The sequence below is a fragment of the Pseudomonas sp. SDO5532_S415 genome, from assembly GCF_054071155.1.
Genome location: NZ_JBSVWS010000005.1, coordinates 1 through 24,442, shown reverse-complemented (window position 1 = coordinate 24,442; position 24,442 = coordinate 1). Strand labels below are relative to the sequence as shown.

Genomic DNA, 24,442 nt, shown 5'->3' with positions numbered 1-24,442 from the left:
GTCTTTATGTCAAGCCTGCGCACCTTTTTCGTCCTGGTCCTGTTGGGCCTGAGCCTCTCCGTCGGCACGCTGCAAGCCGCCGAGCCACCCACCCGCGAAACCGTGCAGGCGAGCCTGGACAAGATCGCCGACCGCAAACTGCCGGAGGCCGATCAAAAAGCCCTGCAGTCGGTCCTGCAAGGCACGCTGACACAGCTCAACAACCAGCGTGATTACGAGCAGAAACTCAACGACCTCAAGCAGCAACTGGCCACGGCCCCCAAACAGACCGTCGAGAACCAGCGTGAGCTGACGCGCCTGAAGGCCAGCAACGTGGTGCCAGTTGCGCAACGCTTTACCAAAGAGTCGATTCAGCAGCTTGAGCAGATGCTCACCGAGCGCTCGACCCAGCAAAGCGATCTGCAAAAGGCACTGGCCGAAGCCAACAGCCTGATCATTACCGCCCAGACTCGCCCCGAGCGTGCCCAGGCGGAAATTTCCGCGAGCCAGACGCGCATCCAGCAGATCAACAATATCCTCAAGGCCGGCAAGGACGCCGGCAAGACCTTGAGCGCCGAGCAGCGTGACCAGCTCAATGCTGAACTCTCGGCACTCAACGCCCTGATTCCGCTGCGTCGCCAGGAACTGGCCGGCAACACTCAGCTGCAAGACCTGGGCAATAGTCAGCATGATTTGCTGTCGGAGCGATCCGACCGGCTGGATCGGGAAATCCAGGAGCTGCAAAACCTGATCAACCAGAAGCGCCTGGCTCAATCCCAGGAGACGGTGACGCAGCAGTCCATCGAAGCGCAAAAGGCCGGTGGCAGCAGCCTGCTGGCGACCGAAAGCGCGGCCAACCTGAAGCTCTCGGACTACTTGCTCAAAAGCACTGACCGCCTCAACGAAGTCACCCAGCAGAACCTGCAGACCAAGCAGCAACTGGACAGCGTGACCCAGAGCGATTCGGCCCTGGACGAACAGATCAACGTACTCAAGGGCAGCCTGCTGCTCTCCAAGATTCTCTACAAACAGAAACAGGCCTTGCCGCGTCTGCGGGTCGACCGTGATCTGGCCGACCAGATCGCCGACATTCGTCTGTATCAGTTCGAAGTCAGCCAGCAACGGGAGCTGCTCAGCAACCCGACCACCTACGTCGACAACCTGCTGTCGGCCCAACCGCCCGAGCAAGTCACTCCGCAGCTGCGCAAGAGCCTGCTGGAGCTGGCCACCACCCGGGCGGACCTGCTGGAGCGGCTGAACCGCGAACTGAGCGCCGTGCTCAACGAATCCATCACCCTGCAACTGAACCAGAAGCAACTGCTCAGCACCGCGCAAAGCCTGCGAGCGACGCTCGATGAGCAGATGTTCTGGATACCCAGTAACAAGCCACTCGATCCTGAATGGTTCCGCAGCGTGCCGGACCGCCTGAAACGTCAGATCGATACGCTTCCCCTGGCCTCCAGCCTGAGTGAACTGACCGATGGCCTGACTCAGCGACCGTTGCTGTTCCTGCCTCTGGCGCTGTTGATCGGCGCCTTGCTGTGGCGCCGCGAGAGCCTGTACGCCCGACTGAACAAGGTTCACCAGGACATCGGCCACTTCAAGCGCGACAGCCAGTGGCATACGCCGCAGGCGATTCTGATCAACATTCTGCTGGCGATGCCGGTGTCGCTGGGCCTGGCCTTGTGTGGCCTGGCCCTGCAAATCGACGCTCGCGGGCAAAACGCCAACATGGGTGCAGCGTTGCTGCAAATGGCCCAGGCATGGCTGGTGTTCTACACCGCTTATCGGATCCTCGCGCCGGGCGGCGTGGCGGAACTGCATTTCCGCTGGGAGAAGCCTCAGGTCGAATTCCTGCGCGGCTGGGTCCGCCGGCTCGGCATGGTGGTGATGGCACTGGTCGCTGTGGTCGCAGTTGCCGAACTGCAACCGGCGGCACTGGCCGACGACGTGCTGGGCATGCCGGTGGTACTCATCTGCTACGCCTTGATGACTTGGCTGCTCAGCCGACTGCTATGGAGCAGCCCGACCCACGAGAACGCATCGCTGTTCCGCAAGGCCGTGGCCATCATGTTTACCGCCCTGCCGATCGCCTTGTTCGTGGCGGTGTGCTTCGGTTACTACTACACCGCGCTGAAACTCAGTGACCGGTTGATCAACACCCTGTACCTGCTGATGTTCTGGCTGGTGATCGAAGCCACCTTCGTGCGCGGCCTCAGCGTGGCGGCACGCCGCCTCGCCTACCAGCGCGCCCTGACCAAACGTCAGGCAGCGAAAGAGGCCGGCGACGGTGAAGCGGTGATCGAAGAACCGACCCTGGACATCGAGAAGGTCAACGAACAATCCCTGCGCCTGATCCGCCTGGCACTGCTCGGTGGCTTCATGGCTTTGCTCTACTGGGTCTGGGCCGACCTGATCACGGTGTTCTCGTACCTGGACAACATCACCCTCTACGAATACACCAGCGGCACCGGCGCCAACATGAGCATGGTGCCGATCAGCATCGGCGACATGCTCGGCGCCCTGATCATCATCGGCATCACCTTCGCCCTGGCGCGCAACCTGCCGGGTCTGCTGGAAGTCTTCGTGCTGTCGAAGCTGAACCTGGCACAGGGCAGCGCCTACGCCACCACCACGCTGCTGTCCTACGTGATCGCCGGCGTCGGCTTCGTCTCGACCCTGTCGACCCTCGGCGTCAGCTGGGACAAGTTGCAGTGGCTGGTGGCGGCGCTGTCGGTAGGCCTCGGTTTCGGCATGCAGGAGATCTTCGCCAACTTCATCTCCGGCATCATGATTCTGTTCGAGCGCCCGGTGCGGATCGGCGACACCATCACCATCGGCAACCTGTCGGGCACGGTCAGCAAGATCCGCATCCGCGCCACGACCATCACCGACTTCGACCGCAAGGACATCATTGTCCCGAACAAGACGTTCATCACCGGACAACTGATCAACTGGTCCCTGACCGACACCATCACCCGGGTGACGCTCAAGCTCGGGGTCGATTACGGCTCGGACCTGGACCTGGTGAAGGAACTGCTGCTCAAGGCCGCGCGGGAAAACCCACGTGTGCTCAAGGAACCGGAGCCGCACGTGTACTTCCTGAACTTCGGTGAAAGCACCCTCGATCACGAGCTGCGCATGCATGTGCGTGACCTCGGCGACCGTAACCCGGTACTCGATGAGGTCAACCGCTTCATCAACCGCGAGTTCAAGAAGCAGCACATCAACATCTCGTTCCGGCAGATGGAGGTCTACCTCAAGAACCTCCACGGCCAGGAATACAAGATGGTGCCGATCGAGCCGGAAGCGAAAACCATCGTGCCGATGGTCGATGGCAAGCCGGCGCAAGAGCCGCCTGCCGCCAAACTCGACTAACCGGCAATTCCCCAGCAGAATGCTCGGACATTCTGCTGGAGACGGCCTTTGAAAGCCCTCGACGAACTGACCTTCGATAATCGCTTCGACCGCCTGGGCGATGCGTTTTCCGCCCATGTGCTGCCCGAACCGATCGACAACCCGCGCCTGGTGGTGGCAAGTCCCGCCGCCATGGCGTTGCTGGATCTTGACCCGGTCGTGGCCGAAACCCAGGAATTCGCCGAGTTGTTCAGCGGCCACAAGCTCTGGGCCGACGCGATCCCGAGGGCGATGGTCTATTCAGGGCATCAGTTCGGTTCCTACAACCCGCAGCTGGGCGACGGCCGTGGCCTGTTGCTGGGTGAGGTGTACAACGAAGCCGGCGAGCATTGGGACCTGCACCTCAAGGGTGCCGGGCAGACGCCCTTCTCGCGCATGGGCGACGGACGGGCGGTACTGCGTTCCTCGATCCGCGAATTCCTCGCCTCAGAAGCCCTGCATGCGCTGAACATCCCGACCACTCGTGCACTGTGCGTGATCGGCTCTGACACCCCTGTCTGGCGCGAAAAACAGGAGCGCGCGGCAATGGTGCTGCGAATGGCGCCCAGCCATGTGCGCTTCGGGCACTTCGAATATTTCTACTACACCAAACGCCCCGAAAAGCAGAAAGAGCTTGGCGACCACGTCCTCGCCATGCATTTTCCAGAGTGCCTGGAACAACCTGAACCGTACCTGGCAATGTTCCGCGAGATCGTCGAGCGCAATGCCGAGCTGATTGCCAAGTGGCAAGCCTACGGCTTCTGCCACGGGGTAATGAACACCGACAACATGTCGATCCTCGGTATTACCTTCGACTACGGCCCGTTTGCCTTTCTTGATGACTTCGATGCCAACTTCATCTGCAACCACTCCGATGATCAGGGCCGCTACTCCTTCAGCAACCAGGTACCGATCGGCCAATGGAACCTAAGCGCCCTGGCCCAGGCGCTGACGCCGTTCATCAGCGTCGAGGCCCTGCGCGAAACCCTCGGCCTGTACCTGCCGCTGTTCCAGGCCCATTACCTGGACCTGATGCGCCGCCGCCTGGGTTTCACCACCGCAGAAGAGGAGGACCAGAAGCTGCTGGAACACCTGCTGCAATTGATGCAGAACAGTGGCGTCGATTACAGCCTGTTCTTCCGCCGGCTGGGCAATGATTCACCTGAAACGGCTGTGCGTCGTCTGCGCGATGACTTCGTCGACCTCAAGGGCTTCGACGCCTGGAGCGAGCTCTACGTCGCCCGCGTAATGCGCGAAGGCACGCTTGACCAGGAGCAGCGTCGCCAACGGATGCACGCAGTCAATCCGTTGTACATCCTGCGCAACTACCTGGCGCAAAACGCTATCGATGCGGCAGAAAAGGGCGACTACTCGGAAGTCCGCCGCCTGCACGCTGTGCTGAGCAAACCGTTCGAGGAGCAGCCGGGGATGGAGAGCTATGCAGAGCGACCGCCAGAGTGGGGCAAGCATCTGGAGATCAGTTGTTCGTCGTGATGTAACGCGCATTTGAAAATTCAAGCGGGTGTCTCCAGATAAGGACTACCCGCTTCTCATTGGACCGTCTTTCATGTCAGACACATTCCTCATCCCCTGCCCCCACTGCAACGGCCTTAACCGCATTCCCGCCGAGCGCCTCAACGACCACCCAAAATGCGGTCGTTGCAAGTCCGAGGTGCTACTGAACAAACCCTTCGAACTGAAACAGGGTGACTACGCCAGTCAGATCAAGGGTGATCTGCCTCTGCTGGTGGACGTTTGGGCGGATTGGTGCGGGCCGTGCAAGTCGTTTGCACCGATATTCGAGCAGGCGGCCGGGCAATTGGCGGGCAAGTGTCGACTGGCCAAGCTGGACAGCGAGGCGAATCAGCAGTTGTCGGCGCAATTGGGGATTCGCTCGATTCCGAGCCTGATTCTGTTCAAGAACGGACGGGAAATCGCACGCCAGAGTGGGGCCTTCCCGTTGCCGCAATTGATGATTTGGTTGCGTAGTCAGGGGATTTGACGACGATTTCAGACGCTACCGGATCAAATGTGGGAGCGAGCCTGCTCGCGAATACGGTGCGTCAGTCAACATTGATTTGTCTGTAATACCGATTTCGCGAGCAGGCTCGCTCCCACATGGGTTCTGCATAGACCGCAATGATCAGGCGTTTTCCAGCAGGTTGTGCAGTTCGACGAACTGTTGCGTCAGCTTGTGCCGCGGGTCGAGGTGGATCAACGGTGTGTTGGCCTGGTGGGATTCGCGCATACGCACAGAACTACCCAGGTACACCGGCAGCACCGGCAAACCTTCGGCGATCAATTCGTCGAGAATTTGCTGGGGCAGGCTGGCGCGAGCCTGGAACTGGTTGACCACGATGCCTTCGACTTCCAGGCCTTCGTTATGGTCATCCTTTAATTCGTCAATTTCCGCTAGCAGGCCGTAAAGCGCCTGACGAGAAAAACTGTCGCAATCGAAAGGGATCAGCACACGATCGGCGGCAATCAGCGCCGAAACCGCGTAAAAATTCAGTGCAGGCGGCGTATCAAGGTAGATTCGATCGTAATCTTCGTCGAGTTCTTCCAGTAATTTACGCAGCTTGTTGATCTTGTGCTTGGCCTCAAGCTTGGGCTGCAAGTCCGCGAGCTCAGCCGTCGCGGTGATGACGTGGAGGTTATCGAATGGAGTTTCGTAGATGTCGACCTGGTTTTTCCTGGCGAAAGGCCCGGACGACAGGGTCTGCTTGAAGAAATCGGCAATACCCATCGGAATATCATTGCCAGTGAGTCCCGTCAGGTATTGAGTGGAGTTGGCTTGGGCATCGAGATCCACCAACAGGGTGCGATAGCCCTCGCTGGCGCTGACCGCCGCCAGATTGCAGGCAATGCTGGATTTGCCCACGCCACCTTTCTGATTGAACACCACGCGCCGCATGTGAAAAACCTCCGTGTATCAAAGAATGACCGAGTGTAGTAGCCCACGGCATGGCTTAGCTACCTCGCTGACACAGGGACTACAGGGTCAGGGGCAATCTCCCGCCAAATATGCGGCAAACCCGGGGCATGGGCTTGCGCCAGAGCCGACAGACGGGCCGATAGCGATGTGAATAATTGTCAAATGTGCGGTTTTCGCGAACTAACCGGTACATCTTACTGTTCAAAATGTAACCAGCATTTGCTACACGTTCCCGGCACCGGGATAATGCGCACCACACGGCGCCAGGCGCCACGTAGAGTGAGTCGTGGTCTTCTCCCACTCACCGCGTCAAGAAGCCCGCAGGGGCGGGATGAATGTCTGTGATCAATTTCAACATCGCCCAGTGGCGCGCGTGGGCCCCGGGGCTCGAAAGCGTGGACGATTGGCAGGCCTGGAGCCAACAACCGGTGGTGCTGCCGGTCAGCGATGCCGCTCCCGACGTTTCGTTCCTGCCCGCCATGCAACGCCGGCGCCTCAGCCGTCTGGCGCGGATGGCGTTCAGTGTCGGCTGGCCTTTGGCCGAGGGCCGTCAGGACCTGCCACTGGTATTTGTTTCCCGTCACGGCGAAACCCCCCGCACGTTCGACATTCTCAGCGATCTGGCCGTCGACGAGCCGCTGTCGCCGACCCAATTCAGCCTTTCAGTACATAACGCGATCATTGGCCTATGGTCGATCATGCGCGGCGAAACCAGCGAAATGACCGCCCTCGCCGCTGCCGGTGATGGCCTGGAACACGGCATGCTGGAAGCCGCAGCCCTGCTCAAGGAAGGCGCACCCGCGGTATTGTTGGTAGTGACCGAAGAACAACCGCCCGAGGCTTACTCGACCTGGATCGATGACGTGCCTTTTCCTTATGCCGTAGGCCTGCTGATCACGCCCGGCAATGACTGGCAGTTGTCCCTGAACAGCCCCGCGGATGCGTTGTCCAAACCCCGTTGGCCGCACGCGTTGAATCTGGTGCGTACGTTGCTTGGCCAGCAAACCACTTGCCAACATGCCTGGAAAAATCGTGTATGGACCTGGCAACGCAACCCGTGACCGAAAAAAACCGCGACGCCTATTACTGGCGCCTGCTGGCCACCGCCGCAAGCTTCGCCCTGTTCGGGCTGGGCGGGCTGTGCCTGCGCCTGTTGGTTTTCCCTTTGCTGAGCTGCCTGCCGGGCGATGCTCAGACCCATCGGCTGCGCGCACGGCAAACCGTCAGTCGCTGCTTCTGGTTTTTTGTCCGGTTCATGGCTCGCGTCGGTGTCCTGACCTACGACATCCAGGGCGCGGAAAAACTGGGACGACCCGGGCAGATGATCATCGCCAATCATCCTTCGCTGATCGATGTGGTGTTCCTGATCGGCCTGGTGCGCCACGCCAACTGCGTGGTCAAGCAGAGCCTCTGGGAGAACCCGTTTACCCGCGCCCCCCTGCGCCGTACCGAATACATCAGCAACGACGGCAGCATGGACATGCTCGATGCCGCCGCCGATGCCCTGAAAAACGGCCAGACCCTGATCATCTTTCCCGAAGGCACCCGCACCCGGCCAGGGCAGGCGCCGGCCTTTCATCGGGGGGCCGCGGCAATTGCCGTGCGGGGTGCGAAAATCCTCACCCCGGTGATCATCAAGGTCAGCCCGACCACACTGACCAAGGCCGAGCCCTGGTATCGGATCCCGAAACGCCGCGTGCACTTCAGTTTCCGTGTCGGTGCCGATATAGACCCACAGGTCTTCGCCGCGCTGGGCCCGGCACCTCAGGCCTCGCGCAAGCTCAACGACTATTTGCATTCTTTCTTCATCAAGGAGCTCGCCGAAGATGAGCGATCTGAACCGTGAAATAAAAGATCTGATCATCGAAGCCCTCGGCCTCGAAGACATCAGCGCCGACGACATCGGTGATCAACAGACCCTGTTTGGCGAAGGCCTGGGCCTTGACTCGGTGGACGCCCTGGAACTGGGCCTGGCCATCCAGAAAAAGTACGGCATCAAAATCGATGCCGACGCCAAGGACACTCGCAATCACTTCAGCAACGTGGCGAGCCTTGCGGCGTTCGTCACTGCAAAACAGGCAGCTTGAGACCGGACCATGCAAACTCGTGACGACATTTTCAACACACTGCGCGATGCCTTGGTCGAGCTGTTCGAACTGGACCCCGAGCGCGTGAGCCTCGAATCCAACCTGTACCAGGACCTGGAAATCGACAGCATTGATGCGGTCGACCTGATCGATCACATCAAACGTCAGACCGGCAAGAAAATCGCCGCCGAGGAATTCAAATCGGTGCGTACCGTCAGTGACGTGGTCGAGGCCGTCTACCGTCTGGTTCAACCCGCCGCATGAGCCGACTGATCGGCCTCGGCCTGCTGCTGGCAGGCCTGCTGTACCCCTTCGCGGTGTATTTCGGCATGGAACATTTCGCGCCATGGCAGTTCGGTTTGCTGCTGGGCAGCCTGTGGCTGGCGCGAGCACTGACCGGACGGCGGCGACCGGGCAGTCTGTGGATGGCCGTGGTGGCCATCGTGTTCTGTCTGTTGCTGGCGCTGTTCGATAGCCCGGTATTGCTGCGCTGGTACCCGGTCCTGATCAGCGGTTTCATGCTGGTGCTGTTCGGCGTGAGTCTGATCTACGGCACACCGATGGTTGAACGCCTGGCCCGCCTGCGTGAACCGCATCTACCGGCCAAGGGCATTCGATATACCCGCCAGGTGACCATCGCCTGGAGCGTGTTTTTTCTGTGCAACGGTTTGTGCGCGGCCGCCCTGACGCTTTGGGCGCCGCTGAGCTGGTGGATGTTGTACACCGGCCTGATTTCCTACGGATTGATAGGCCTGATGTTTGCCATTGAATGGCTCATACGACAAAGGGTACGAGGCCACCCATGAATTGGATAAAACTTGAGCACTTGTTGCTCAAGGCTCAGCCGGAGCGTGTCGTAACGGCCGAACCGGCGCTGAATCACGCACAACTGTGCGAACAGGTCCTGAGCCTGGCCGCCGGCCTGCAAGCCAAAGGCGTGCAGCGCATCGCCGTGCACCTTGAGGACGCCGTCGACCTGGCGATTGCCCTGCTCGGCGCGTGGCGTGCCGGGGTCAGCGTTTTGTTGCCGGCCGACCTGCAAGCCCAGACTCGCCAGCGCTGGTCGGGCGAAGTCGACCTGTGGCTCACCGATCAACCCGATGACGCCCGTCTGGACGATTTCCAGTACCCGCCACTGGCCGCTGCGGCACTGGATCTGGATCGCTGTTCCCTGAGCCTGTGCACCTCCGGCTCCAGCGGCGAACCCAAGCGCATCGAGAAAAACCTGCGCCAACTGATCAATGAAGTCCAAGCCCTGGAGCAACTGTGGGGCGCCGACCTGGGCCCGGCGTGCATCATTGGCAGCGTCGCCACCCAACACATTTACGGCCTGCTGTTTCGGGTACTTTGGCCGCTCTGCGCCGGGCGCCCGTTCGTGCGCAAGCAATTGGCCTTTCCGGAAGACCTGCAACGCGCCAGCCGTTTGCACCCGGCCTTCGCCTGGGTCGCCAGCCCGGCGCTGCTCAAACGGATGGGTGACAACCTCGACTGGCGGGCCTTGAGCACGGTGCGTCGGGTGTTTTCATCCGGCGGCGCATTGCCAGCCGAGGCCGCACAGAGCCTGCACGAGCGCCTGCATCAATGGCCGACCGAAATTTTCGGCAGTTCGGAGACCGGTGGCATTGCATGGCGTCAGGGGCACGATCTGTGGCAACCCTTCGCCGATGTCGCGCTGAGCCAGGACAAAGACGGCGCTCTGCTCATCACCTCGCCCTACTTGCCCGCCGGCCATGTCGAACACACCGCCGATGCAGCGAAAATCGCCCCTGATGGCCGATTCGAATTGCTCGGGCGGCTGGACCGGATCGTCAAACTGGAAGAAAAACGCATCTCGCTGCCAATGCTGGAGCAGGCGCTGACGGCTCATGATTGGGTCGCCGAAGCGCGGCTGGGTGTCGTTCAGGAAAACCGCGCCTCACTGGGGGCGCTGCTGGTACTCAGCGAAGCGGGGTTGCATGCCCTGCGCAACCAAGGCCGACGCGGCCTCACTGAGACCTTGCGCCAACATCTGAGCCAACACTGCGAAGCCCTGGCCCTGCCACGGCGCTGGCGTTTGCTACGGCAACTGCCGCTGAACGCTCAAGGCAAACTGCCCCAAGCCGATGTCGAAGCCCTGCTGCTGGCGCCGCGCCCCAAGGCGCCACTGGTGCTGGAACAGATCGAAACCGAGGGCGAGTGGAGCCTGCAACTGGCCGTGCCACCGGACCTGGCCTATTTCAGTGGCCACTTCCCCCGAGCGCCGGTGCTGCCGGGCGTGGTGCAAGTGGAGTGGGCATTGAGCCTGGGCCAGCAATTGATGAACCTGCCGGCAAAATTCGCCGGCATGGAAGTGCTGAAGTTCCAGCAACTGGTGCGTCCCGGTGATGAAGTGCAATTGCACCTGCGCTTCGACCCGAGCCGCAACAAACTGTATTTCGCCTATCGCAATGAAACCGCTACCTGCTCCAGTGGGCGGATTCTGCTGGAGACAGTACATGCATAGGTTTGGTGAGTGCTGCGCACTCATTCGCGAGCAGGCTCGCTCCCACAGGGAGACTGCGGTGCTCACCCGTTCAGTGTGGGAGCGAGCCTGCTCGCGAAGCAGACACCTCGGTTTCACAGGTGTACCCCAAAATGCATAACCCCTGCGCCGTCATCCCGGTCTATAACCACGAAACCGCGATCACCACGGTGGTCGAGGCACTGCTCGCCAGCGGTCTGCCCTGCATTCTGGTGGACGACGCCAGCGATAAGCCCTGCGCCACGGTCCTGGATCAACTGGCCCAGCGCGACAAGGTGCACTTGATCCGCCTGGCCGCCAATCAGGGCAAGGGTGGTGCGGTGATGACCGGCCTGCGTGAAGCCTCGCGCCTGGGTTTCAGTCACGCCTTGCAGGTGGACGCTGACGGTCAACACGACCTGCAAGACGTCCAACGTTTCATCGAACACTCCCGCGCTTATCCCGAGGCGGTGATCTGCGGCTATCCGCAGTACGACGCCAGTGTGCCCAAAGGTCGCCTGTACGCCCGCTACCTGACCCACGTCATGGTCTGGATCAATACCCTGTCGCTGCAGATCCGCGACTCCATGTGCGGCTTCCGTGTCTATCCGTTGCCGCCGGTACTGGCGCTGATCGACACCGCGAAGATCGGCAAGCGCATGGATTTCGATTCGGACATCCTGGTGCGCCTGGCCTGGCGCGATCAGCCGATGCAATGGCTGCAAACCCGAGTTCACTACCCTCTGGACGGCGTTTCGCATTTCCGCATGTTCCACGACAACGTGCTGATTTCGAGCATGCACACCCGGTTGTTCTTCGGCATGCTGCTGCGCTCGCCCCTGATTCTCTGGCGGCGGTGGCGAACATGAACGTCGAAAAGCAACATTGGGCCGACCGCGAGGAACGCGGCAGCTTCTGGCTGATGAAATTCACGGCGTTCGCCGCCAAAGTCCTCGGTCGCCGACTGTTGAGCCCGTTGCTGTACGGCATCGTGCTGTACTTTTTCCTGTTCGGTCGCGGCGCCCGTCACAGCGCCTGGCAGTACCAGCAGCGGCTTGCTGACTGGAGCGGCCGCAGCGAATTGCGTCCGACCCATTGGCGGGTATTCGGCCAGTTCATGGCCTTCGCCGACTCCATGCTCGACAAACTCGACGTATGGAACGGCAAGCTGAGCATCGAACAGATTGAGATCATCGACCCGGCGCTGTTGCGCAACCAGTTGCGCGGCACCCGCGGACAGATGCTGGTGGGTGCGCACCTGGGCAACCTGGAAGTCTGCCGAGCGCTGGCGGAGATCGGTGAGAAGGTGACGATGAACGTGCTGGTGCACACCAAGCACGCCGAACAATTCAATCGCTTGCTGGGCGAAGCCGGTGCCACCAATCTGCGCCTGATTCAGGTCAGCGAACTGGACCCGGTGATCATGCTGCAACTGCACGAACGCCTGGAGCGCGGCGAGTGGCTGGCGATTGCCGGCGACCGCGTGCCGCTGCATGGCGGGCGTAGCGTGACCGTGGATTTCCTGGGGCACCCGGCGAAATTTCCGCAAGGGCCGTGGCTGCTGGCCGGCCTGCTGAAATGCCCGGTCAATCTGCTGCTGTGCCTGAAGAAACCCGACGGCGGTTATCGACTGACTCTGGAGCCGTTCGCTGAGGCGATCACCTGGAAACGCGGAGACCGCGAGCAGGTCATTCATCAGTGGGCATCCCGTTATGCCGGGCGCCTGAGTCACTATTGCCTCGAAGCGCCCCAACAATGGTTCAACTTTTACCCTTTCTGGAAGACCGATGACGACGCCAACGCTTGAGCCGGTAACCTTCGGCGAACTCCCTTTGCGCATCGAAGACGTGCTGGCCCTGGCCAACCGCCAGGCCCCCACGCAGCTGCAAAGCGACCCCGCGTACCGCGAGCGCATCGCCAAGGGCGCACGCTTCCTCGATTCCCTGCTGGACAAGGAAGGCGTGATCTATGGCGTGACCACCGGTTACGGCGATTCCTGCGTGGTGGCGGTGCCGCTGCATCACGTCGAGGCGCTGCCGCGTCATCTCTACACCTTCCACGGCTGCGGGCTGGGCAAACTGCTCGACGCCCAGGCGACCCGCGCGGTACTGGCGGCGCGGTTGCAGTCGTTGTGCCACGGTGTTTCCGGGGTGCGCGTGGAGCTGCTGGAGCGCCTGCAAGCGTTCCTTGAACACGACATCCTGCCGCTGATTCCGGAAGAAGGTTCGGTCGGTGCCAGCGGCGATCTGACGCCATTGTCTTATGTCGCCGCGACCCTGTCCGGCGAACGCGAAGTGATGTTCCGTGGCGAACGCCGTCAGGCCGCCGATGTGCATCGCGAACTTGGCTGGCAACCACTGGTGCTGCGTCCGAAGGAAGCCCTGGCGCTGATGAACGGCACGGCGGTGATGACCGGTCTTGCCTGCCTGGCCTACGCCCGCGCCGATTACCTGCTGCAACTGGCGACCCGCATCACCGCGCTGAACGTGGTTGCCCTTCAAGGTAACCCGGAGCACTTCGACGAGCGTCTGTTCGCCACCAAACCCCATCCGGGGCAGATGCAGGTCGCCGCGTGGTTGCGCAAGGACCTGGCGATCGACGCCCCCACCGCGCCGTTGCATCGCCTGCAGGACCGCTACTCCCTGCGATGCGCGCCCCACGTCCTCGGTGTGCTGGCCGACAGCCTGAACTGGCTGCGCTCATTCATCGAGACCGAGCTCAACAGCGCCAACGACAACCCGATCATCGACGCCGAAGCCGAGCGCGTGCTGCACGGCGGGCACTTCTATGGCGGCCACATCGCCTTCGCCATGGACAGCCTGAAAAACCTCGTGGCCAACGTCGCCGACCTGCTCGATCGCCAGCTCGCGCTGCTGGTGGACGAGCGTTACAACCATGGTTTGCCGAGCAACCTGTCCGGTGCCTCCGCCGAGCGGGCCATGCTCAATCACGGCTTCAAGGCGGTGCAGATCGGCGCCAGTGCATGGACCGCCGAAGCGCTGAAAAACACCATGCCGGCCAGCGTGTTCTCGCGTTCCACCGAGTGTCACAACCAGGACAAGGTGAGCATGGGCACCATCGCCGCCCGTGATGCGATTCGCGTGCTGGAACTGACCGAACAGGTCGCCGCCGCCACGCTGCTGGCCGCCAATCAGGGCGTCTGGCTACGTGAACAGTCCGCAGACTCACGCCCGTTGCCGCCAGCGCTGGCCGCCATGCACGAAGAGTTGGCCAAAGACTTCCCGCCGGTCATCGAAGACCGCGCGCTGGAAGGCGAATTGCGCCTGTGCCTGCAACGCATCGCCGAACAACACTGGAGGCTGCATGCGTAGCAAGGGAGTGCTCCACACCGATACGGAAATCCTCGTGCCGTTCTTTGACGTCGACAGCATGAACGTCGTCTGGCACGGCCATTACGTCAAATACCTGGAAATCGCCCGCTGCGCGTTGCTGGACAAGATCGGCCACAACTACAGCGCCATGTCCGAATCGGGCTACGCCTGGCCGGTGATCGACCTGCAACTGCGCTACGTGCGGGGCGCGGTGTTCGGTCAGAAGCTGAACGTGCGCGCCAATCTGGTGGAGTGGGAGAACAGACTGAAGATCAACTACCTGATCAGCGACCTGGAAACCGGCGAACGCTTGACCCGCGCCGTTTCCGTGCAAGTCGCCGTCGACATGGGCAGCCGCGAGATGCAACTGGCTTCGCCGAAGGTCTTTACCGACGCCGTCGAACGGGTGCTCTCATGAATGCCCGCCACTTCCCTGTGGGAGCGAGCCTGCTCGCGATGGTCGATAACGATGATGCTGGGCACCTGACACCCCGTGGCGTTCTCAGGTTTTTCGCGAGCAGGCTCGCTCCCACAGTGTTTTGTGTGTTGCTGGGTATTCCAGGGCTGGCCCATGCCTTCGATCTGCAACAGCTCAGCGATCAGCTGGCCAGACCCGAAGTTATCCACGGCAGCTTCGTCCAGGAGAAACACCTGCGCGCCCTGCCCCAGCCGCTGACCAGCAAGGGCTCCTTCGTCCTGGCAAAAAACCAGGGTTTGTTGTGGCTGTTGAAAACGCCGCTGCAACAGGATTACCGCATCACCACCAAGGGCATCGCACGACGTGATGCCAGCGGTTGGCAGATGCTGCCGGGCAAGAGCGCCGGTGCCGAGCAGAACCGTTTGTTCCTCGCCGTGTTGCAAGGTGACAGCAGCGGGCTGCAACGGGATTTCGAGCTGTCACTGAGTGGTGACCCACAGAACTGGAAACTGACACTGGTGCCACGCTCAATGCTGCTCAAGCAGGTGTTCAACCAGATCAACATCACCGGCGGTGAACTGGTGCACAGCATCGAATTGCTGGAAACCCAGGGTGACAGCACCCTGTTGCGCATGCAGGACAGCACCAGCGCACAACCGTTGAGCGACGCGGAGCAACATGACTTTGCCGAGTGAACGGATGCTTCCGCGGTTATTCCTGATCCTGTTGCTGGCAGTGCTGGCGCTCGCGGGCTGGCAATGGCGCGACGGCGCCCCGTTGTCGGCCAACCTGATGGAACTGGTACCCGGCACCGCGCCGGACGCCCTGGAGCTGCGCGCCGAACAACGCATGCAAGAACCGCTGAACCGCGAAATGCTGGTGCTGGTCGGCCATGAACATCGTGAACAAGCCATCAACATGGCGCAGAAACTGGGGGATCAGTGGCAGGTCAGCGGCCTGTTCGAAAAGGTCCAGTGGAACCTGCAAGCCGATTTGCCGGCGCTGCGCACGCAGCTGCTGCAAGGCCGATTGGCGATGCTGTCGGCGCCAGATCGCCAGCAACTGATCGAGCATCCCGACGCCTTCATTCAGCAACGGGTGCAGGCACTGTTCGACCCCTTCACCGGTTTCAGCCTGGTGCCGAGCCAGGACGACTGGCTGGGCCTGACCGGGCGCATCCAGAACAGCCAGCCGCAACACGGCGCGGTGCAGCTGGACATCGGCAGCGGCGCCTTGATTGCCGAGGCCGACGGCAAACATTGGGTACTGCTGCGCGCGCGGACCACCGGCAACGCCTTCGACATGAACCTGCCGCTGCAAGTGGCCGACCTGCTCCAGCACAGCCGCGAAGAAGCTGCCGAGTCCGGCGTGCAGCTGCTGGCGGCCAGCGGCCTGCTGTATGCCGCCAACGGTCAGAAGCAGGCCTCCCGCGAAATGACCTGGGTCGGCGGCGGTGCCACGGTCGGGATTCTGTTGCTGCTGTTGTTGGCCTTCCGTTGCTGGCGCGTGCTGCTGGCCTTCGTCCCGGTGCTGGTGGGCATGCTGTTCGGCGCGGTGGCTTGCGTGGCGCTGTTCGGCCGCATGCATGTGATGACCCTGGTGCTGGGTTCAAGCCTGATCGGCGTCGCCGTCGATTACCCGTTGCATTACCTGTCCAAGAGCTGGAGCCTGAAGCCCTGGCACAGCTGGCCGGCCCTGCGCCTGACCTTGCCGGGCCTGACCCTGAGCCTGATCACCAGCGCCATTGGCTACCTGGCCCTGGCCTGGACGCCATTCCCCGCACTGACCCAGATCGCGGTGTTCTCCGCCGCCGGCCTGTTGGGTGCCTATTTGTCTGCCGTGTGCCTGCTGCCGGCATTGCTCAAGGGTGTGGAACTGCGTCCGGCACAGTGGCCGCTACGCATTTCGGAGTCGTTGCTGAGCTGTCGGGAAGCACTGCTCAAGCGCCTGCATACGCCGGTGTTGCTGGCGCTGCTGATTGCCTTCTGCATCGGTGGTCTGGTGCAACTGGAAACGAAAAATGACATCCGCCAATGGGTCGGCGCACCGCAGCAATTGACTGACGAGGCGCAAACCATTGCGCGGATTACCGGTTATCAACCCACCAGCCAGTTCTTCCTGGTGCAGGCGACCGATCAACAGCAATTGCTTGAACGTCAGTCCGCCTTGAGCGAACGCCTGGATCAACTGGTCAACCTGGAAAAACTCCAGGGTTTCCTGTCGCTCAATCAACTGGTCAATCAGCCGAGCGAACAGCAGCAGGTGCGCGAAGCGCTGGGCAAACTGCCGAAGTTCTGGCAGCCGTTGCTCGATGTCGGCGTGCCGGTCGAGGCACTGCAGGCGGAACTGAAGACGTTGCAGGCACTGCCCATCGAAGACATCGACGCCGCGCTGGCCGGCCCCCTGGCCGAGCCTTATCGCCTGTTGTGGCTGGGACCGACCGCGGATGGCGTGGCGGCGATGGTCAGCCTGCAAGGCCTGAACAACCCTGCCCTGCTGCGGGTCCAGGCCGAAGACTTGCCGGGCGTGCAGTTGGTGGATCGGCTGGGTGAATTGAACAAAGTGTTCGCTGACACGCAAATCAGTGCCGCCGAACTGAAACTCGCGTCCTGCGTACTCATTGTGCTGGTGCTGATCCTGCCGTTCGGCTTCGGCGGGGCGTTGCGCATCGTCTCCCTGCCATTGCTGGCTGCATTGTGCAGCCTCGCCAGCCTCGGTTGGCTGGGGCAACCGTTGACCCTGTTCAGCCTGTTCGGCCTGCTGCTGGTGACGGCGATCAGCGTCGACTATGCGATCCTCATGCGTGAACAGGTGGGCGGCGCGGCCGTGAGCCTGCTGGGCACCTTGCTGGCGGCTTTGACCACCTGGCTGTCGTTCGGCCTGCTGGCGGTGTCGAGCACGCCGGCGGTGAGTAACTTCGGCCTGTCAGTCAGCCTGGGCCTGGTGTTCAGCTTCATGCTGGCCCCCTGGGCCGGTCGCCAGGTGCATGCAGCCACGGTCGCGGAGCCGACAGCATGATGATCGCCCTGTTTTGGGTAATGGCCCTGACCCTGTTTGCCGTAGCGACACGAGTCGGTCGCCACTTCGGCCTGATCCCGATCGTCAGCCAGCTGCTGTTGGCGACCGTCGGCCTGCCGCTGCTGATGTATTTCTGGATCGAACCGCAATGGCAGTTGAGCGGCGCGGCGCTGGTGTCGCCGCTCTGGCTGAAGAACCTCTACAGCTTGAGTTTCGCGCTGTTGCTGGGTTACATCCTCAGCGACGTGATCGACCTGCACCTGGACCGCCAGAGCCTGAAAATCGCCCTGCCGAGCTTCTGCATTCCGTTCGCCTGCGGCCTTGCCACGGCGATCTGGCTGTTGCCGCCGCAGCCCTGGATCAGCTCCCTGGCGGTAGGCTTGCTGTTCGCCATTACCGCGATCCCGGTGCTGTACCTGTACCTGCGGCATATCGATTATCCGCCCGCCGCCACTCGGCGGCTGGTGCAGACCGCGATCCTCATCGACCTCACTTGCTGGAGCCTGTTCGCCGTCGCCCAAGGCACCCTGCATCTGAGCAGCCTGTTGCTACCATTGGCCGGCGCCTGTCTTCCGGTGCTGCTGAGACTGCTGGGCCTGCGCCAACTGTGGCTGTACAGCCTGGGCTTTTTCGCCCTGCTGGTGGTGGCCGAACACTACAAGCTCAATGCGCTGATTTTCGGCATCGGTTATGTGCTGATCATGGCCGCACTGAAAGCACCGCTGGTACTGCCGCTGCCGGCGATCTGGATGAGCCGCTTGCAGACCTACATGGCCATTCCGTTGATCCTCACCTTCGGCATCGTGCAAATCAACGTGCACAGCGCCATGGACAGCCTCGGCTGGGTGCAATTGGCGGCGCTGCTGCTGTTGCCGATTGCCAGCAAACTGCTGGGCAACTGGCTCGGCCTGGGCTGGGCCGGCGCCTCGTTCCAGGGCGCCAGTCGCTGGCGGGAAAGTGTGCTGCTGAACATTCGCGGCTTGAGCGAGATCGTCTTTCTCAACCTGCTGCTGCAACAACAGCTCATCAGCCCGGCGCTGTACTTTGCGCTGATGCTGATGGGCCTGATCGCCACATTGCTGCCGGCACTGGCCGGCATGCACCGTATTCCCCTGAAAGCTGCCGTCCCGGCAAGGAGCCCTCATGCCAACCGTTGAAATGGAACATCGCCGGATCGTGGTCATCGGCGCAGGCCCTTCGGGTGCCATCGCCGCCGCGCTGCTCAAACGCAAGGGACACGATGTGCTGGTCATCGAGCGTCAGCATTTCCCACGCTTTTCCATCGGTGAAAGCCTGTTGTCCCATTGCCTGGATTTCGTCGAAGAAGCGGGCATGCTCGACGCTGTCAACGCCGCCGGTTTTCAGCTCAAGACCGGCGCCGCGTTTGCCTGGGGCGAGCGGTACAGCGCCTTCGATTTCGGCGACACCTTCACCCACGGCAAGCCGGCGACCTTCCAGGTCCAGCGCGCCGATTTTGACCAGTTGCTGGCCGATCAAGCGGCACTGCAAGGCGTGGAGATCCGTTACGGCGAAGCCATCGTCAGCGTCGATTTCGAACACGCCAAACCGCGACTTGGCGTGCGTCGCGAAGATGGCAGCGAATATCGTGTCGAGGCCGATTTCATGCTCGACGCCAGCGGTTACGGTCGCGTGCTGCCACGCCTGCTCGACCTCGAAGCACCGTCGAACTTCCCGGTGCGCCAGGCGGTGTTCACCCACGTCGAAGACCATATCGACCAGCCGAATTTCGACCGCACCAAGATCCTCATCACCACCCATCCGATCCACCGCGATATCTGGTTCTGGACCATCCCGTTCAGCAATGGGAGATGCTCAGTAGGTGTGGTCGCGGCAAAAGAACACTTCGAGGGCCGTAGCGACGATCTGGACGACTGCCTGCGCGGTTTCATTGCCGAGACGCCAAGCCTGGCCGGCGTACTGGACAATGCCGTGTGGGATACACCAGCGCGCACCATCGGCGGTTACTCAGCCAACGTTAAAACCCTGCACGGGCCGGGTTTTGCGCTGCTGGGCAACGCCGCGGAATTCCTCGATCCGGTGTTCTCCTCCGGCGTCACCATCGCCATGCGTTCGGCGAGCATGGCCGCCGGGGTGCTGCACCGCCAGTTGCAAGGCGAAGCCGTCGACTGGCAAAAAGAGTTCGCCGAACCACTCAAGCGCGGCGTCGACACCTTCCGTTGCTACGTCGAAGGCTGGTACGCCGGGACCTTCCAGGACGTGATTTACCATGAGGGCGGCTCGCCGGATATCCGTCGCATGATCAGCTCGATCCTGGCCGGCTACGCCTGGGACGAACGCAACCCGTTCGTCAGCGAGGCCAGGCGTCGCTTGAAAATGATCTCGGAACTCTGTGCAAGGGATGCCACATGAGCTATTCAACCTGTGGGAGCGGGCTTGCTCGCGAAAGCGGTGCATCCTTCAACAGTGATGTTGGATGTGATGCCCTCTTCGCGAGCAGGCTCGCTCCCACAAGGGTTCCGAGTATTCTGCGATTTTTGCTTCTGGGCTGTGTTCTGCTATTGAGCGCCTGCGCCAGCCAGGCACCGCTGCCCGAGCAAACCCCGAGCCTGTCGTTGCCGCTGCAATTGCATATCCAGCGACTGCAAGCCGAACAGCGCCAGGACTGGGTGCTGGTGATCCAGCGTGAAGGCCCGGCCATTCGCTGGTCGATGATGGACCTGCTGGGCATTCCACAGGCGCGTCAGAAACTGGTGGATGGAGCATGGCAGGCTGATGGCCTGCTGCCGCCCAACCCGGAAGCCCGGGAGCTGTTCGCGGCGCTGTTGTTTGCGCTGACCCCGCAGGACGAATTGCCCGGCAACTATCCGCAAGCCTGGCAACACGGCGCACAACGCTCCTTGCCCGCACGCTGGGACGTGCGCTATTTACAACCGATGAGCTTTGAATTGAACTTGCCCGAAGGCCCGAAATACCAAGTCACGCCGCTGAGCGGGGAGGCACCATGACCGCCTACCTGAATGCCCTGGGGATCATCTGCTCCCTGGGCCGTGACAAACAAGAAGTTGCGCGCAACCTGTATGCCGGCGACTGCTCCGGCATGCGTGGCGAAACTGGCTGGGTGGCGCAGCGTTCGCTACCGGTGGGCGCGGTGCGTGGCGAACTGGTGGCGATTCCCGCCGAACTGTCCCGGCAAAACACCCGCAACAATCGGTTGTTGATGGAAGCCGCCCTGCAAATTCGCCCGGACATCGACCAAGCGATCCAGGCCTACGGCCGCGACCGCATCGGCGTCGTTCTGGGCACCAGCACTTCGGGCATCGACGAAGCCAGCCAGGGCCTGTCCCATTACATCCGCGAGCAGCAGTTCCCGCCCGAATATGATTACCAGCAACAGGAACTCGGCGCGCCGGCCAGCTTCCTCGCCGACTGGCTGCAACTGAGCGGTCCGGACTATGTGATTTCCACCGCCTGCACCTCCAGCGCCCGGGCACTGATGAGCGCCCAACGCCTGCTCGACCTCGGTGTATGCGACGTGGTGCTGTGCGGTGGCGTCGACAGCCTGTGCAAATTGACCCTCAATGGCTTCTCGGCGCTGGAAGCGGTGAGCGATCAGCGCTGCAACCCGTTCTCAGTGAATCGCAACGGCATCAACATCGGTGAAGCGGCGGTGCTGTTCCTGATGAGCAAGCAGGCGGGTGGCAATCATCCGATCGCTCTGCTCGGCAGCGGTGCCAGCTCCGATGCGCACCATATTTCCGCGCCGGAACCCTCGGGTCGTGGAGCCCTGCAAGCGATGCGCAAGGCGTTGACCCGAGCCGGGTTGCAACCACAACAAATCAGTTACCTGAACCTGCACGGCACTGCCACCCAGCATAACGACGCCATGGAAAGTCAGGCAGTGGCCGCGTTGTTCCCCGCCGGCGTGCCCTGCTCCTCTACCAAACCCATGACCGGCCACACCCTCGGCGCCGCTGGCGCGCTGGAAGCGGCGTTTTGCTGGTTGAGCCTGAGCGCAGGCAACCGCGAACAGGCTTTGCCGCCGCATGTATGGGACGGCCAACCGGACCCCGAGTTGCCCGCCCTGAAATGGGTGACCCCGGCCGATCGCCTGACGTCCACAGGTCCTCGCTACCTGATGAGCAACTCTTTCGCTTTCGGTGGCAACAACGTCAGCCTGATTATCGGAGACGCCCCATGATTGACTGGCCGCTCGCCGAACTGATCCCTCACGCAGGTGACATGATCCTCATCGACCGGATCCTGGCGTTCGATGAGGAGCAGATTCACACCTGCCTCACCGTCAAACCCGACGGATTGTTCAGCCACCCGGACGGCAGTTTGCCGGCCTGGGTCGGCATCGAACTGATGGCCCAGAGCGTTGCCGCCTTCGCCGGTTGCCATGCACGCCAGCGTGGCGATGCGGTAGAGCTTGGCTTCCTGCTCGGCAGTCGCAAGTTCGAATGCAACGTCGAAAGCTTCCCGGCCGGCACCGAGCTGACCATCCACGGCATTCGCTCGCTGGAAGACGACAACGGCATGGGCGTGTTCGAATGCCACATCAATGCGCCTGGCATTCACGCCAGCGCCCGTCTGAACGTGTATCGCCCGCCCCAGGCGGCTCAGTATCTCCATGAACCCCAAGGTTCTACACAAGGAACACAGCCATGACTGAATCCGTACTGGTCACCGGTTCCAGCCGTGGCATCGGCCGCGCCATTGCCTTGCGCCTGGCCCAGGCTGGACATGACATCGTGCTGCACTGCCGCAGCGGCCTGACAGATGCGATGGCGGTACAGGGCGAAATCGAGGCCTTCGGAAGCAAGGCGCGCATCCTGCAATTCGACGTGTCCGACCGTGCCGCCTGCAAAGCCATTCTGGAGGCTGACGTGGAAACCCACGGCGCCTATTACGGCGTGGTACTCAACGCCGGTCTGACCCGTGACGGTGCTTTTCCGGCGCTGAGCGAGGATGATTGGGATGTGGTGATGCGCACCAACCTCGACGGTTTCTACAACGTGCTGCACCCGGTGATGATGCCGATGATCCGTCGTCGCGCCGCCGGGCGGATTGTCTGCATCACCTCGGTGTCCGGCCTGATCGGCAACCGTGGCCAGGTCAACTACAGCGCCTCCAAGGCCGGGCTGATCGGCGCAGCGAAGGCGTTGGCGATCGAACTGGGCAAGCGCAAAATCACCGTCAACTGTGTCGCGCCCGGCCTGATCGACACCGCGATGCTCGATGAAAACGTGCCGGTGGAAGAACTGATGAAAATGATCCCTGCGCAGCGCATGGGCACCCCGCAAGAGGTGGCCGGCGCGGTGAATTTCCTGATGTCGGCGGAAGCCTCGTACATCACCCGGCAGGTACTGGCCGTCAATGGAGGCCTGTGTTGATGAAACGCGTCGTCGTCACCGGCATGGCCGGCATCACATCGCTGGGCAGCGACTGGGACACCATCGCCGGCAACTTCGCGGCCAACCGCAGCGGCATCCGCCGGATGGATGAGTGGGATCGTTTCACCGAACTCAACACGCGCCTGGCTGGCCCCATCGATGACTTCAAGGTGCCGAGCCACTGGACCCGCAAGCAACTGCGCAGCATGGGCCGGGTCTCACGGCTTGCCGTGGGTGCGGCAGAGATGGCGCTGGCCGACGCCGGCCTGTTGGGCGACGAGTCGATCAAGGACGGGCGCATGGGCGTTGCTTGTGGCTCGTCCACCGGCAGCACCGACGAGATCAAGGCGTTCGGCAACATGCTGCTCAACTCGGTGGCCGAAGGCCTGAACGCCAACTCCTACGTGCGCATGATGCCGCACACCACGGCGGCCAATATCAGCATCTTCTTCGGCCTTACCGGCCGGCTGATCCCCACCTCCAGCGCCTGCACCAGCGGCAGCCAGGGTATCGGCTATGCCTACGAAGCCATCAAGTTCGGGCGCCTGCCGTTGATGCTCGCCGGTGGCGCCGAAGAGCTGTGCCCGACCGAGGCCATGGTCTTCGATGCGCTCTATGCCACCAGCCTGAAAAACGATGCCCCGCAAAACAGTCCGCGCCCGTATGACAAGGGTCGCGATGGCCTGGTGATCGGTGAAGGCGGCGGCATGCTGGTGCTCGAAGAGCTGGAACACGCCCTGGCCCGAGGCGCGCGCATCCATGCCGAGATCGTCGGTTTCGGCAGCAACGCCGACGGCCAGCACACCACCCGTCCGGAGCAAGTCACCATGCGCCGGGCCATGGAACTGGCGCTGGAAGACGCCGGGCTCAAACCGTCGGACATCGGCTACGTGAATGGCCACGGCACCGCCACCGAACAAGGCGACATCGCCGAAACCCTGGCCACCAGCAGCCTGTTCGGCGAACACATGCCGATCAGCTCGCAGAAAAGCTTCCTCGGCCACACCCTCGGTGCCTGCGGTGCGCTGGAATCCTGGTTCAGCATCGAAATGCTCAACCGCGACCTCTACGCCCACACCCTCAACCTCGACGAAGTCGACCCGCACTGCGGCAAACTCGACTACCTGCGCGGCGAGTTCCGGCAGATAAGCAATCAGTTTGCGATGAACAATAACTTTGCGTTTGGCGGGGTGAATACGTCGTTGATCTTCAAGCGCTGGATGTAAAAAACACTTCCCCCGAGGGATGTATATCCCTTGTGGGATGTATATCCCTTGTGGGATGTATATCCCTTGTGGGATGTATATCCCTTGTGGGATGTATATCCCTTGTGGGATGTATATCCCTTGTGGGATGTATATCCCTTGTGGGATGTATATCCCTTGTGGGATGTATATCCCTTGTGGGATGTATATCCCTTGTG

General features: G+C 61.8%; 24 protein-coding genes. 22 read left to right on the top strand and 2 right to left on the bottom strand.

Annotated elements, in window-relative coordinates; genetic code table 11:
* The first annotated feature begins 6 nt into the window (after positions 1-6).
* The 3 genes from mscK (at position 7) to trxC (ending at position 5,377) form a co-directional block, all read left to right on the top strand.
* Positions 7-3,357, top strand: coding sequence for a mechanosensitive channel MscK (gene mscK, locus ACW9HW_RS03365; protein ID WP_457398350.1), 3,351 nt, complete (start codon positions 7-9; stop codon positions 3,355-3,357).
* Positions 3,358-3,405: 48 nt separating this feature from the next.
* Entirely contained in the window at positions 3,406-4,869 is a 1,464-nt protein-coding gene (selO, locus tag ACW9HW_RS03360; protein ID WP_457398348.1) for a protein adenylyltransferase SelO, read from the top strand.
* Between the two features lie 73 nt (positions 4,870-4,942).
* Positions 4,943-5,377: a thioredoxin TrxC gene (trxC, locus tag ACW9HW_RS03355; RefSeq protein ID WP_457398345.1), complete on the top strand. Its 435-nt coding sequence runs from the start codon at positions 4,943-4,945 to the stop codon at positions 5,375-5,377.
* A gap of 141 nt (positions 5,378-5,518) precedes the next feature.
* Here trxC and ACW9HW_RS03350 read toward each other — a convergent pair whose 3' ends face one another.
* The gene (locus ACW9HW_RS03350; protein WP_095192209.1) at positions 5,519-6,289 is read right to left on the bottom strand and encodes a ParA family protein; all 771 of its coding nucleotides are present in this window, start codon (positions 6,287-6,289) and stop codon (positions 5,519-5,521) included.
* Positions 6,290-6,645: 356 nt separating this feature from the next.
* Between ACW9HW_RS03350 and ACW9HW_RS03345 the strand changes: the two genes are divergently transcribed.
* The 19 genes from ACW9HW_RS03345 to ACW9HW_RS03255 all read left to right on the top strand — a co-directional run bounded on the left by ACW9HW_RS03345 (position 6,646) and on the right by ACW9HW_RS03255 (position 24,245).
* On the top strand, positions 6,646-7,371 hold the full coding sequence (locus ACW9HW_RS03345) for a beta-ketoacyl synthase chain length factor (RefSeq protein ID WP_095192210.1): 726 nt from the start codon (positions 6,646-6,648) through the stop codon (positions 7,369-7,371).
* Positions 7,347-8,156: a lysophospholipid acyltransferase family protein gene (locus ACW9HW_RS03340; RefSeq protein ID WP_457398340.1), complete on the top strand. Its 810-nt coding sequence runs from the start codon at positions 7,347-7,349 to the stop codon at positions 8,154-8,156. Before ACW9HW_RS03345 ends, ACW9HW_RS03340 begins: the two co-directional genes overlap by 25 nt.
* Positions 8,137-8,397 carry a phosphopantetheine-binding protein gene (locus ACW9HW_RS03335; RefSeq protein WP_095192212.1) on the top strand — a complete coding sequence of 87 codons (261 nt, stop codon included), beginning with the start codon at positions 8,137-8,139 and terminating at the stop codon, positions 8,395-8,397. Before ACW9HW_RS03340 ends, ACW9HW_RS03335 begins: the two co-directional genes overlap by 20 nt.
* A gap of 9 nt (positions 8,398-8,406) precedes the next feature.
* Positions 8,407-8,661 (top strand): acyl carrier protein, encoded by a 255-nt coding sequence (locus ACW9HW_RS03330; protein ID WP_007992314.1) that lies wholly within the window; start codon positions 8,407-8,409, stop codon positions 8,659-8,661.
* Entirely contained in the window at positions 8,658-9,203 is a 546-nt protein-coding gene (locus tag ACW9HW_RS03325) for a COG4648 family protein (RefSeq protein ID WP_095192213.1), read from the top strand. Before ACW9HW_RS03330 ends, ACW9HW_RS03325 begins: the two co-directional genes overlap by 4 nt.
* Positions 9,200-10,879 carry an AMP-binding protein gene (locus tag ACW9HW_RS03320; protein ID WP_457398335.1) on the top strand — a complete coding sequence of 560 codons (1,680 nt, stop codon included), beginning with the start codon at positions 9,200-9,202 and terminating at the stop codon, positions 10,877-10,879. Before ACW9HW_RS03325 ends, ACW9HW_RS03320 begins: the two co-directional genes overlap by 4 nt.
* Positions 10,880-11,010: 131 nt before the next feature.
* Positions 11,011-11,745, top strand: a complete 735-nt coding sequence (locus ACW9HW_RS03315; protein WP_457398332.1) for a glycosyltransferase family 2 protein — start codon at positions 11,011-11,013, stop codon at positions 11,743-11,745.
* Positions 11,742-12,683 carry an LpxL/LpxP family acyltransferase gene (locus ACW9HW_RS03310; protein WP_457398330.1) on the top strand — a complete coding sequence of 314 codons (942 nt, stop codon included), beginning with the start codon at positions 11,742-11,744 and terminating at the stop codon, positions 12,681-12,683. The genes ACW9HW_RS03315 and ACW9HW_RS03310 overlap by 4 nt, the downstream gene beginning before the upstream one ends.
* On the top strand, positions 12,664-14,208 hold the full coding sequence (locus tag ACW9HW_RS03305; protein WP_207261029.1) for an HAL/PAL/TAL family ammonia-lyase: 1,545 nt from the start codon (positions 12,664-12,666) through the stop codon (positions 14,206-14,208). The genes ACW9HW_RS03310 and ACW9HW_RS03305 overlap by 20 nt, the downstream gene beginning before the upstream one ends.
* On the top strand, positions 14,201-14,626 hold the full coding sequence (locus ACW9HW_RS03300) for an acyl-CoA thioesterase (protein WP_457398328.1): 426 nt from the start codon (positions 14,201-14,203) through the stop codon (positions 14,624-14,626). The genes ACW9HW_RS03305 and ACW9HW_RS03300 overlap by 8 nt, the downstream gene beginning before the upstream one ends.
* Positions 14,623-15,321, top strand: coding sequence for an outer membrane lipoprotein carrier protein LolA (locus ACW9HW_RS03295; protein WP_457398325.1), 699 nt, complete (start codon positions 14,623-14,625; stop codon positions 15,319-15,321). Before ACW9HW_RS03300 ends, ACW9HW_RS03295 begins: the two co-directional genes overlap by 4 nt.
* Positions 15,305-17,644 carry an MMPL family transporter gene (locus ACW9HW_RS03290; RefSeq protein WP_457398324.1) on the top strand — a complete coding sequence of 780 codons (2,340 nt, stop codon included), beginning with the start codon at positions 15,305-15,307 and terminating at the stop codon, positions 17,642-17,644. Before ACW9HW_RS03295 ends, ACW9HW_RS03290 begins: the two co-directional genes overlap by 17 nt.
* Positions 17,641-18,801, top strand: coding sequence for a sodium:proton antiporter (locus tag ACW9HW_RS03285; RefSeq protein ID WP_457398321.1), 1,161 nt, complete (start codon positions 17,641-17,643; stop codon positions 18,799-18,801). The genes ACW9HW_RS03290 and ACW9HW_RS03285 overlap by 4 nt, the downstream gene beginning before the upstream one ends.
* A complete protein-coding gene (locus ACW9HW_RS03280) occupies positions 18,788-20,035 on the top strand; it encodes an NAD(P)/FAD-dependent oxidoreductase (RefSeq protein ID WP_457398319.1) in 1,248 nt (415 codons plus the stop codon). Before ACW9HW_RS03285 ends, ACW9HW_RS03280 begins: the two co-directional genes overlap by 14 nt.
* A 113-nt stretch (positions 20,036-20,148) precedes the next feature.
* Positions 20,149-20,631 carry a hypothetical protein gene (locus ACW9HW_RS03275; protein WP_095192473.1) on the top strand — a complete coding sequence of 161 codons (483 nt, stop codon included), beginning with the start codon at positions 20,149-20,151 and terminating at the stop codon, positions 20,629-20,631.
* Positions 20,628-21,824 (top strand): beta-ketoacyl-[acyl-carrier-protein] synthase family protein, encoded by a 1,197-nt coding sequence (locus ACW9HW_RS03270; RefSeq protein ID WP_457398316.1) that lies wholly within the window; start codon positions 20,628-20,630, stop codon positions 21,822-21,824. The genes ACW9HW_RS03275 and ACW9HW_RS03270 overlap by 4 nt, the downstream gene beginning before the upstream one ends.
* Positions 21,821-22,294 (top strand): hotdog family protein, encoded by a 474-nt coding sequence (locus ACW9HW_RS03265; protein ID WP_095192224.1) that lies wholly within the window; start codon positions 21,821-21,823, stop codon positions 22,292-22,294. The genes ACW9HW_RS03270 and ACW9HW_RS03265 overlap by 4 nt, the downstream gene beginning before the upstream one ends.
* Entirely contained in the window at positions 22,291-23,019 is a 729-nt protein-coding gene (gene fabG / locus ACW9HW_RS03260) for a 3-oxoacyl-ACP reductase FabG (RefSeq protein WP_095192225.1), read from the top strand. The genes ACW9HW_RS03265 and fabG overlap by 4 nt, the downstream gene beginning before the upstream one ends.
* Positions 23,019-24,245, top strand: coding sequence for a beta-ketoacyl-ACP synthase (locus ACW9HW_RS03255; RefSeq protein WP_457398313.1), 1,227 nt, complete (start codon positions 23,019-23,021; stop codon positions 24,243-24,245). Before fabG ends, ACW9HW_RS03255 begins: the two co-directional genes overlap by 1 nt.
* Here ACW9HW_RS03255 and ACW9HW_RS03250 read toward each other — a convergent pair.
* Positions 24,229-24,442: hypothetical protein (locus ACW9HW_RS03250; RefSeq protein WP_457398311.1), on the bottom strand; the 214-nt coding region annotated here is incomplete at its 5' end. The two genes, ACW9HW_RS03255 and ACW9HW_RS03250, sit on opposite strands and share 17 nt — an antisense overlap.

Bases quoted from the DNA above. Each gene is read 5' to 3' on its own strand.
- mscK (WP_457398350.1), top strand. From the start codon at position 7: ATGTCAAGCCTGCGCACCTTTTTCGTCCTGGTCCTGTTGGGCCTGAGC.
- trxC (WP_457398345.1), top strand. From the start codon at position 4,943: ATGTCAGACACATTCCTCATCCCCTGCCCCCACTGCAACGGCCTTAAC.
- ACW9HW_RS03350 (WP_095192209.1), bottom strand. From the start codon at position 6,289: ATGCGGCGCGTGGTGTTCAATCAGAAAGGTGGCGTGGGCAAATCCAGC.
- ACW9HW_RS03345 (WP_095192210.1), top strand. From the start codon at position 6,646: ATGTCTGTGATCAATTTCAACATCGCCCAGTGGCGCGCGTGGGCCCCG.
- ACW9HW_RS03340 (WP_457398340.1), top strand. From the start codon at position 7,347: ATGGACCTGGCAACGCAACCCGTGACCGAAAAAAACCGCGACGCCTAT.
- ACW9HW_RS03335 (WP_095192212.1), top strand. From the start codon at position 8,137: ATGAGCGATCTGAACCGTGAAATAAAAGATCTGATCATCGAAGCCCTC.
- ACW9HW_RS03330 (WP_007992314.1), top strand. From the start codon at position 8,407: ATGCAAACTCGTGACGACATTTTCAACACACTGCGCGATGCCTTGGTC.
- ACW9HW_RS03325 (WP_095192213.1), top strand. From the start codon at position 8,658: ATGAGCCGACTGATCGGCCTCGGCCTGCTGCTGGCAGGCCTGCTGTAC.
- ACW9HW_RS03320 (WP_457398335.1), top strand. From the start codon at position 9,200: ATGAATTGGATAAAACTTGAGCACTTGTTGCTCAAGGCTCAGCCGGAG.
- ACW9HW_RS03315 (WP_457398332.1), top strand. From the start codon at position 11,011: ATGCATAACCCCTGCGCCGTCATCCCGGTCTATAACCACGAAACCGCG.
- ACW9HW_RS03310 (WP_457398330.1), top strand. From the start codon at position 11,742: ATGAACGTCGAAAAGCAACATTGGGCCGACCGCGAGGAACGCGGCAGC.
- ACW9HW_RS03305 (WP_207261029.1), top strand. From the start codon at position 12,664: ATGACGACGCCAACGCTTGAGCCGGTAACCTTCGGCGAACTCCCTTTG.
- ACW9HW_RS03300 (WP_457398328.1), top strand. From the start codon at position 14,201: ATGCGTAGCAAGGGAGTGCTCCACACCGATACGGAAATCCTCGTGCCG.
- ACW9HW_RS03295 (WP_457398325.1), top strand. From the start codon at position 14,623: ATGAATGCCCGCCACTTCCCTGTGGGAGCGAGCCTGCTCGCGATGGTC.
- ACW9HW_RS03290 (WP_457398324.1), top strand. From the start codon at position 15,305: ATGACTTTGCCGAGTGAACGGATGCTTCCGCGGTTATTCCTGATCCTG.
- ACW9HW_RS03285 (WP_457398321.1), top strand. From the start codon at position 17,641: ATGATGATCGCCCTGTTTTGGGTAATGGCCCTGACCCTGTTTGCCGTA.
- ACW9HW_RS03280 (WP_457398319.1), top strand. From the start codon at position 18,788: ATGCCAACCGTTGAAATGGAACATCGCCGGATCGTGGTCATCGGCGCA.
- ACW9HW_RS03270 (WP_457398316.1), top strand. From the start codon at position 20,628: ATGACCGCCTACCTGAATGCCCTGGGGATCATCTGCTCCCTGGGCCGT.
- ACW9HW_RS03265 (WP_095192224.1), top strand. From the start codon at position 21,821: ATGATTGACTGGCCGCTCGCCGAACTGATCCCTCACGCAGGTGACATG.
- fabG (WP_095192225.1), top strand. From the start codon at position 22,291: ATGACTGAATCCGTACTGGTCACCGGTTCCAGCCGTGGCATCGGCCGC.
- ACW9HW_RS03255 (WP_457398313.1), top strand. From the start codon at position 23,019: ATGAAACGCGTCGTCGTCACCGGCATGGCCGGCATCACATCGCTGGGC.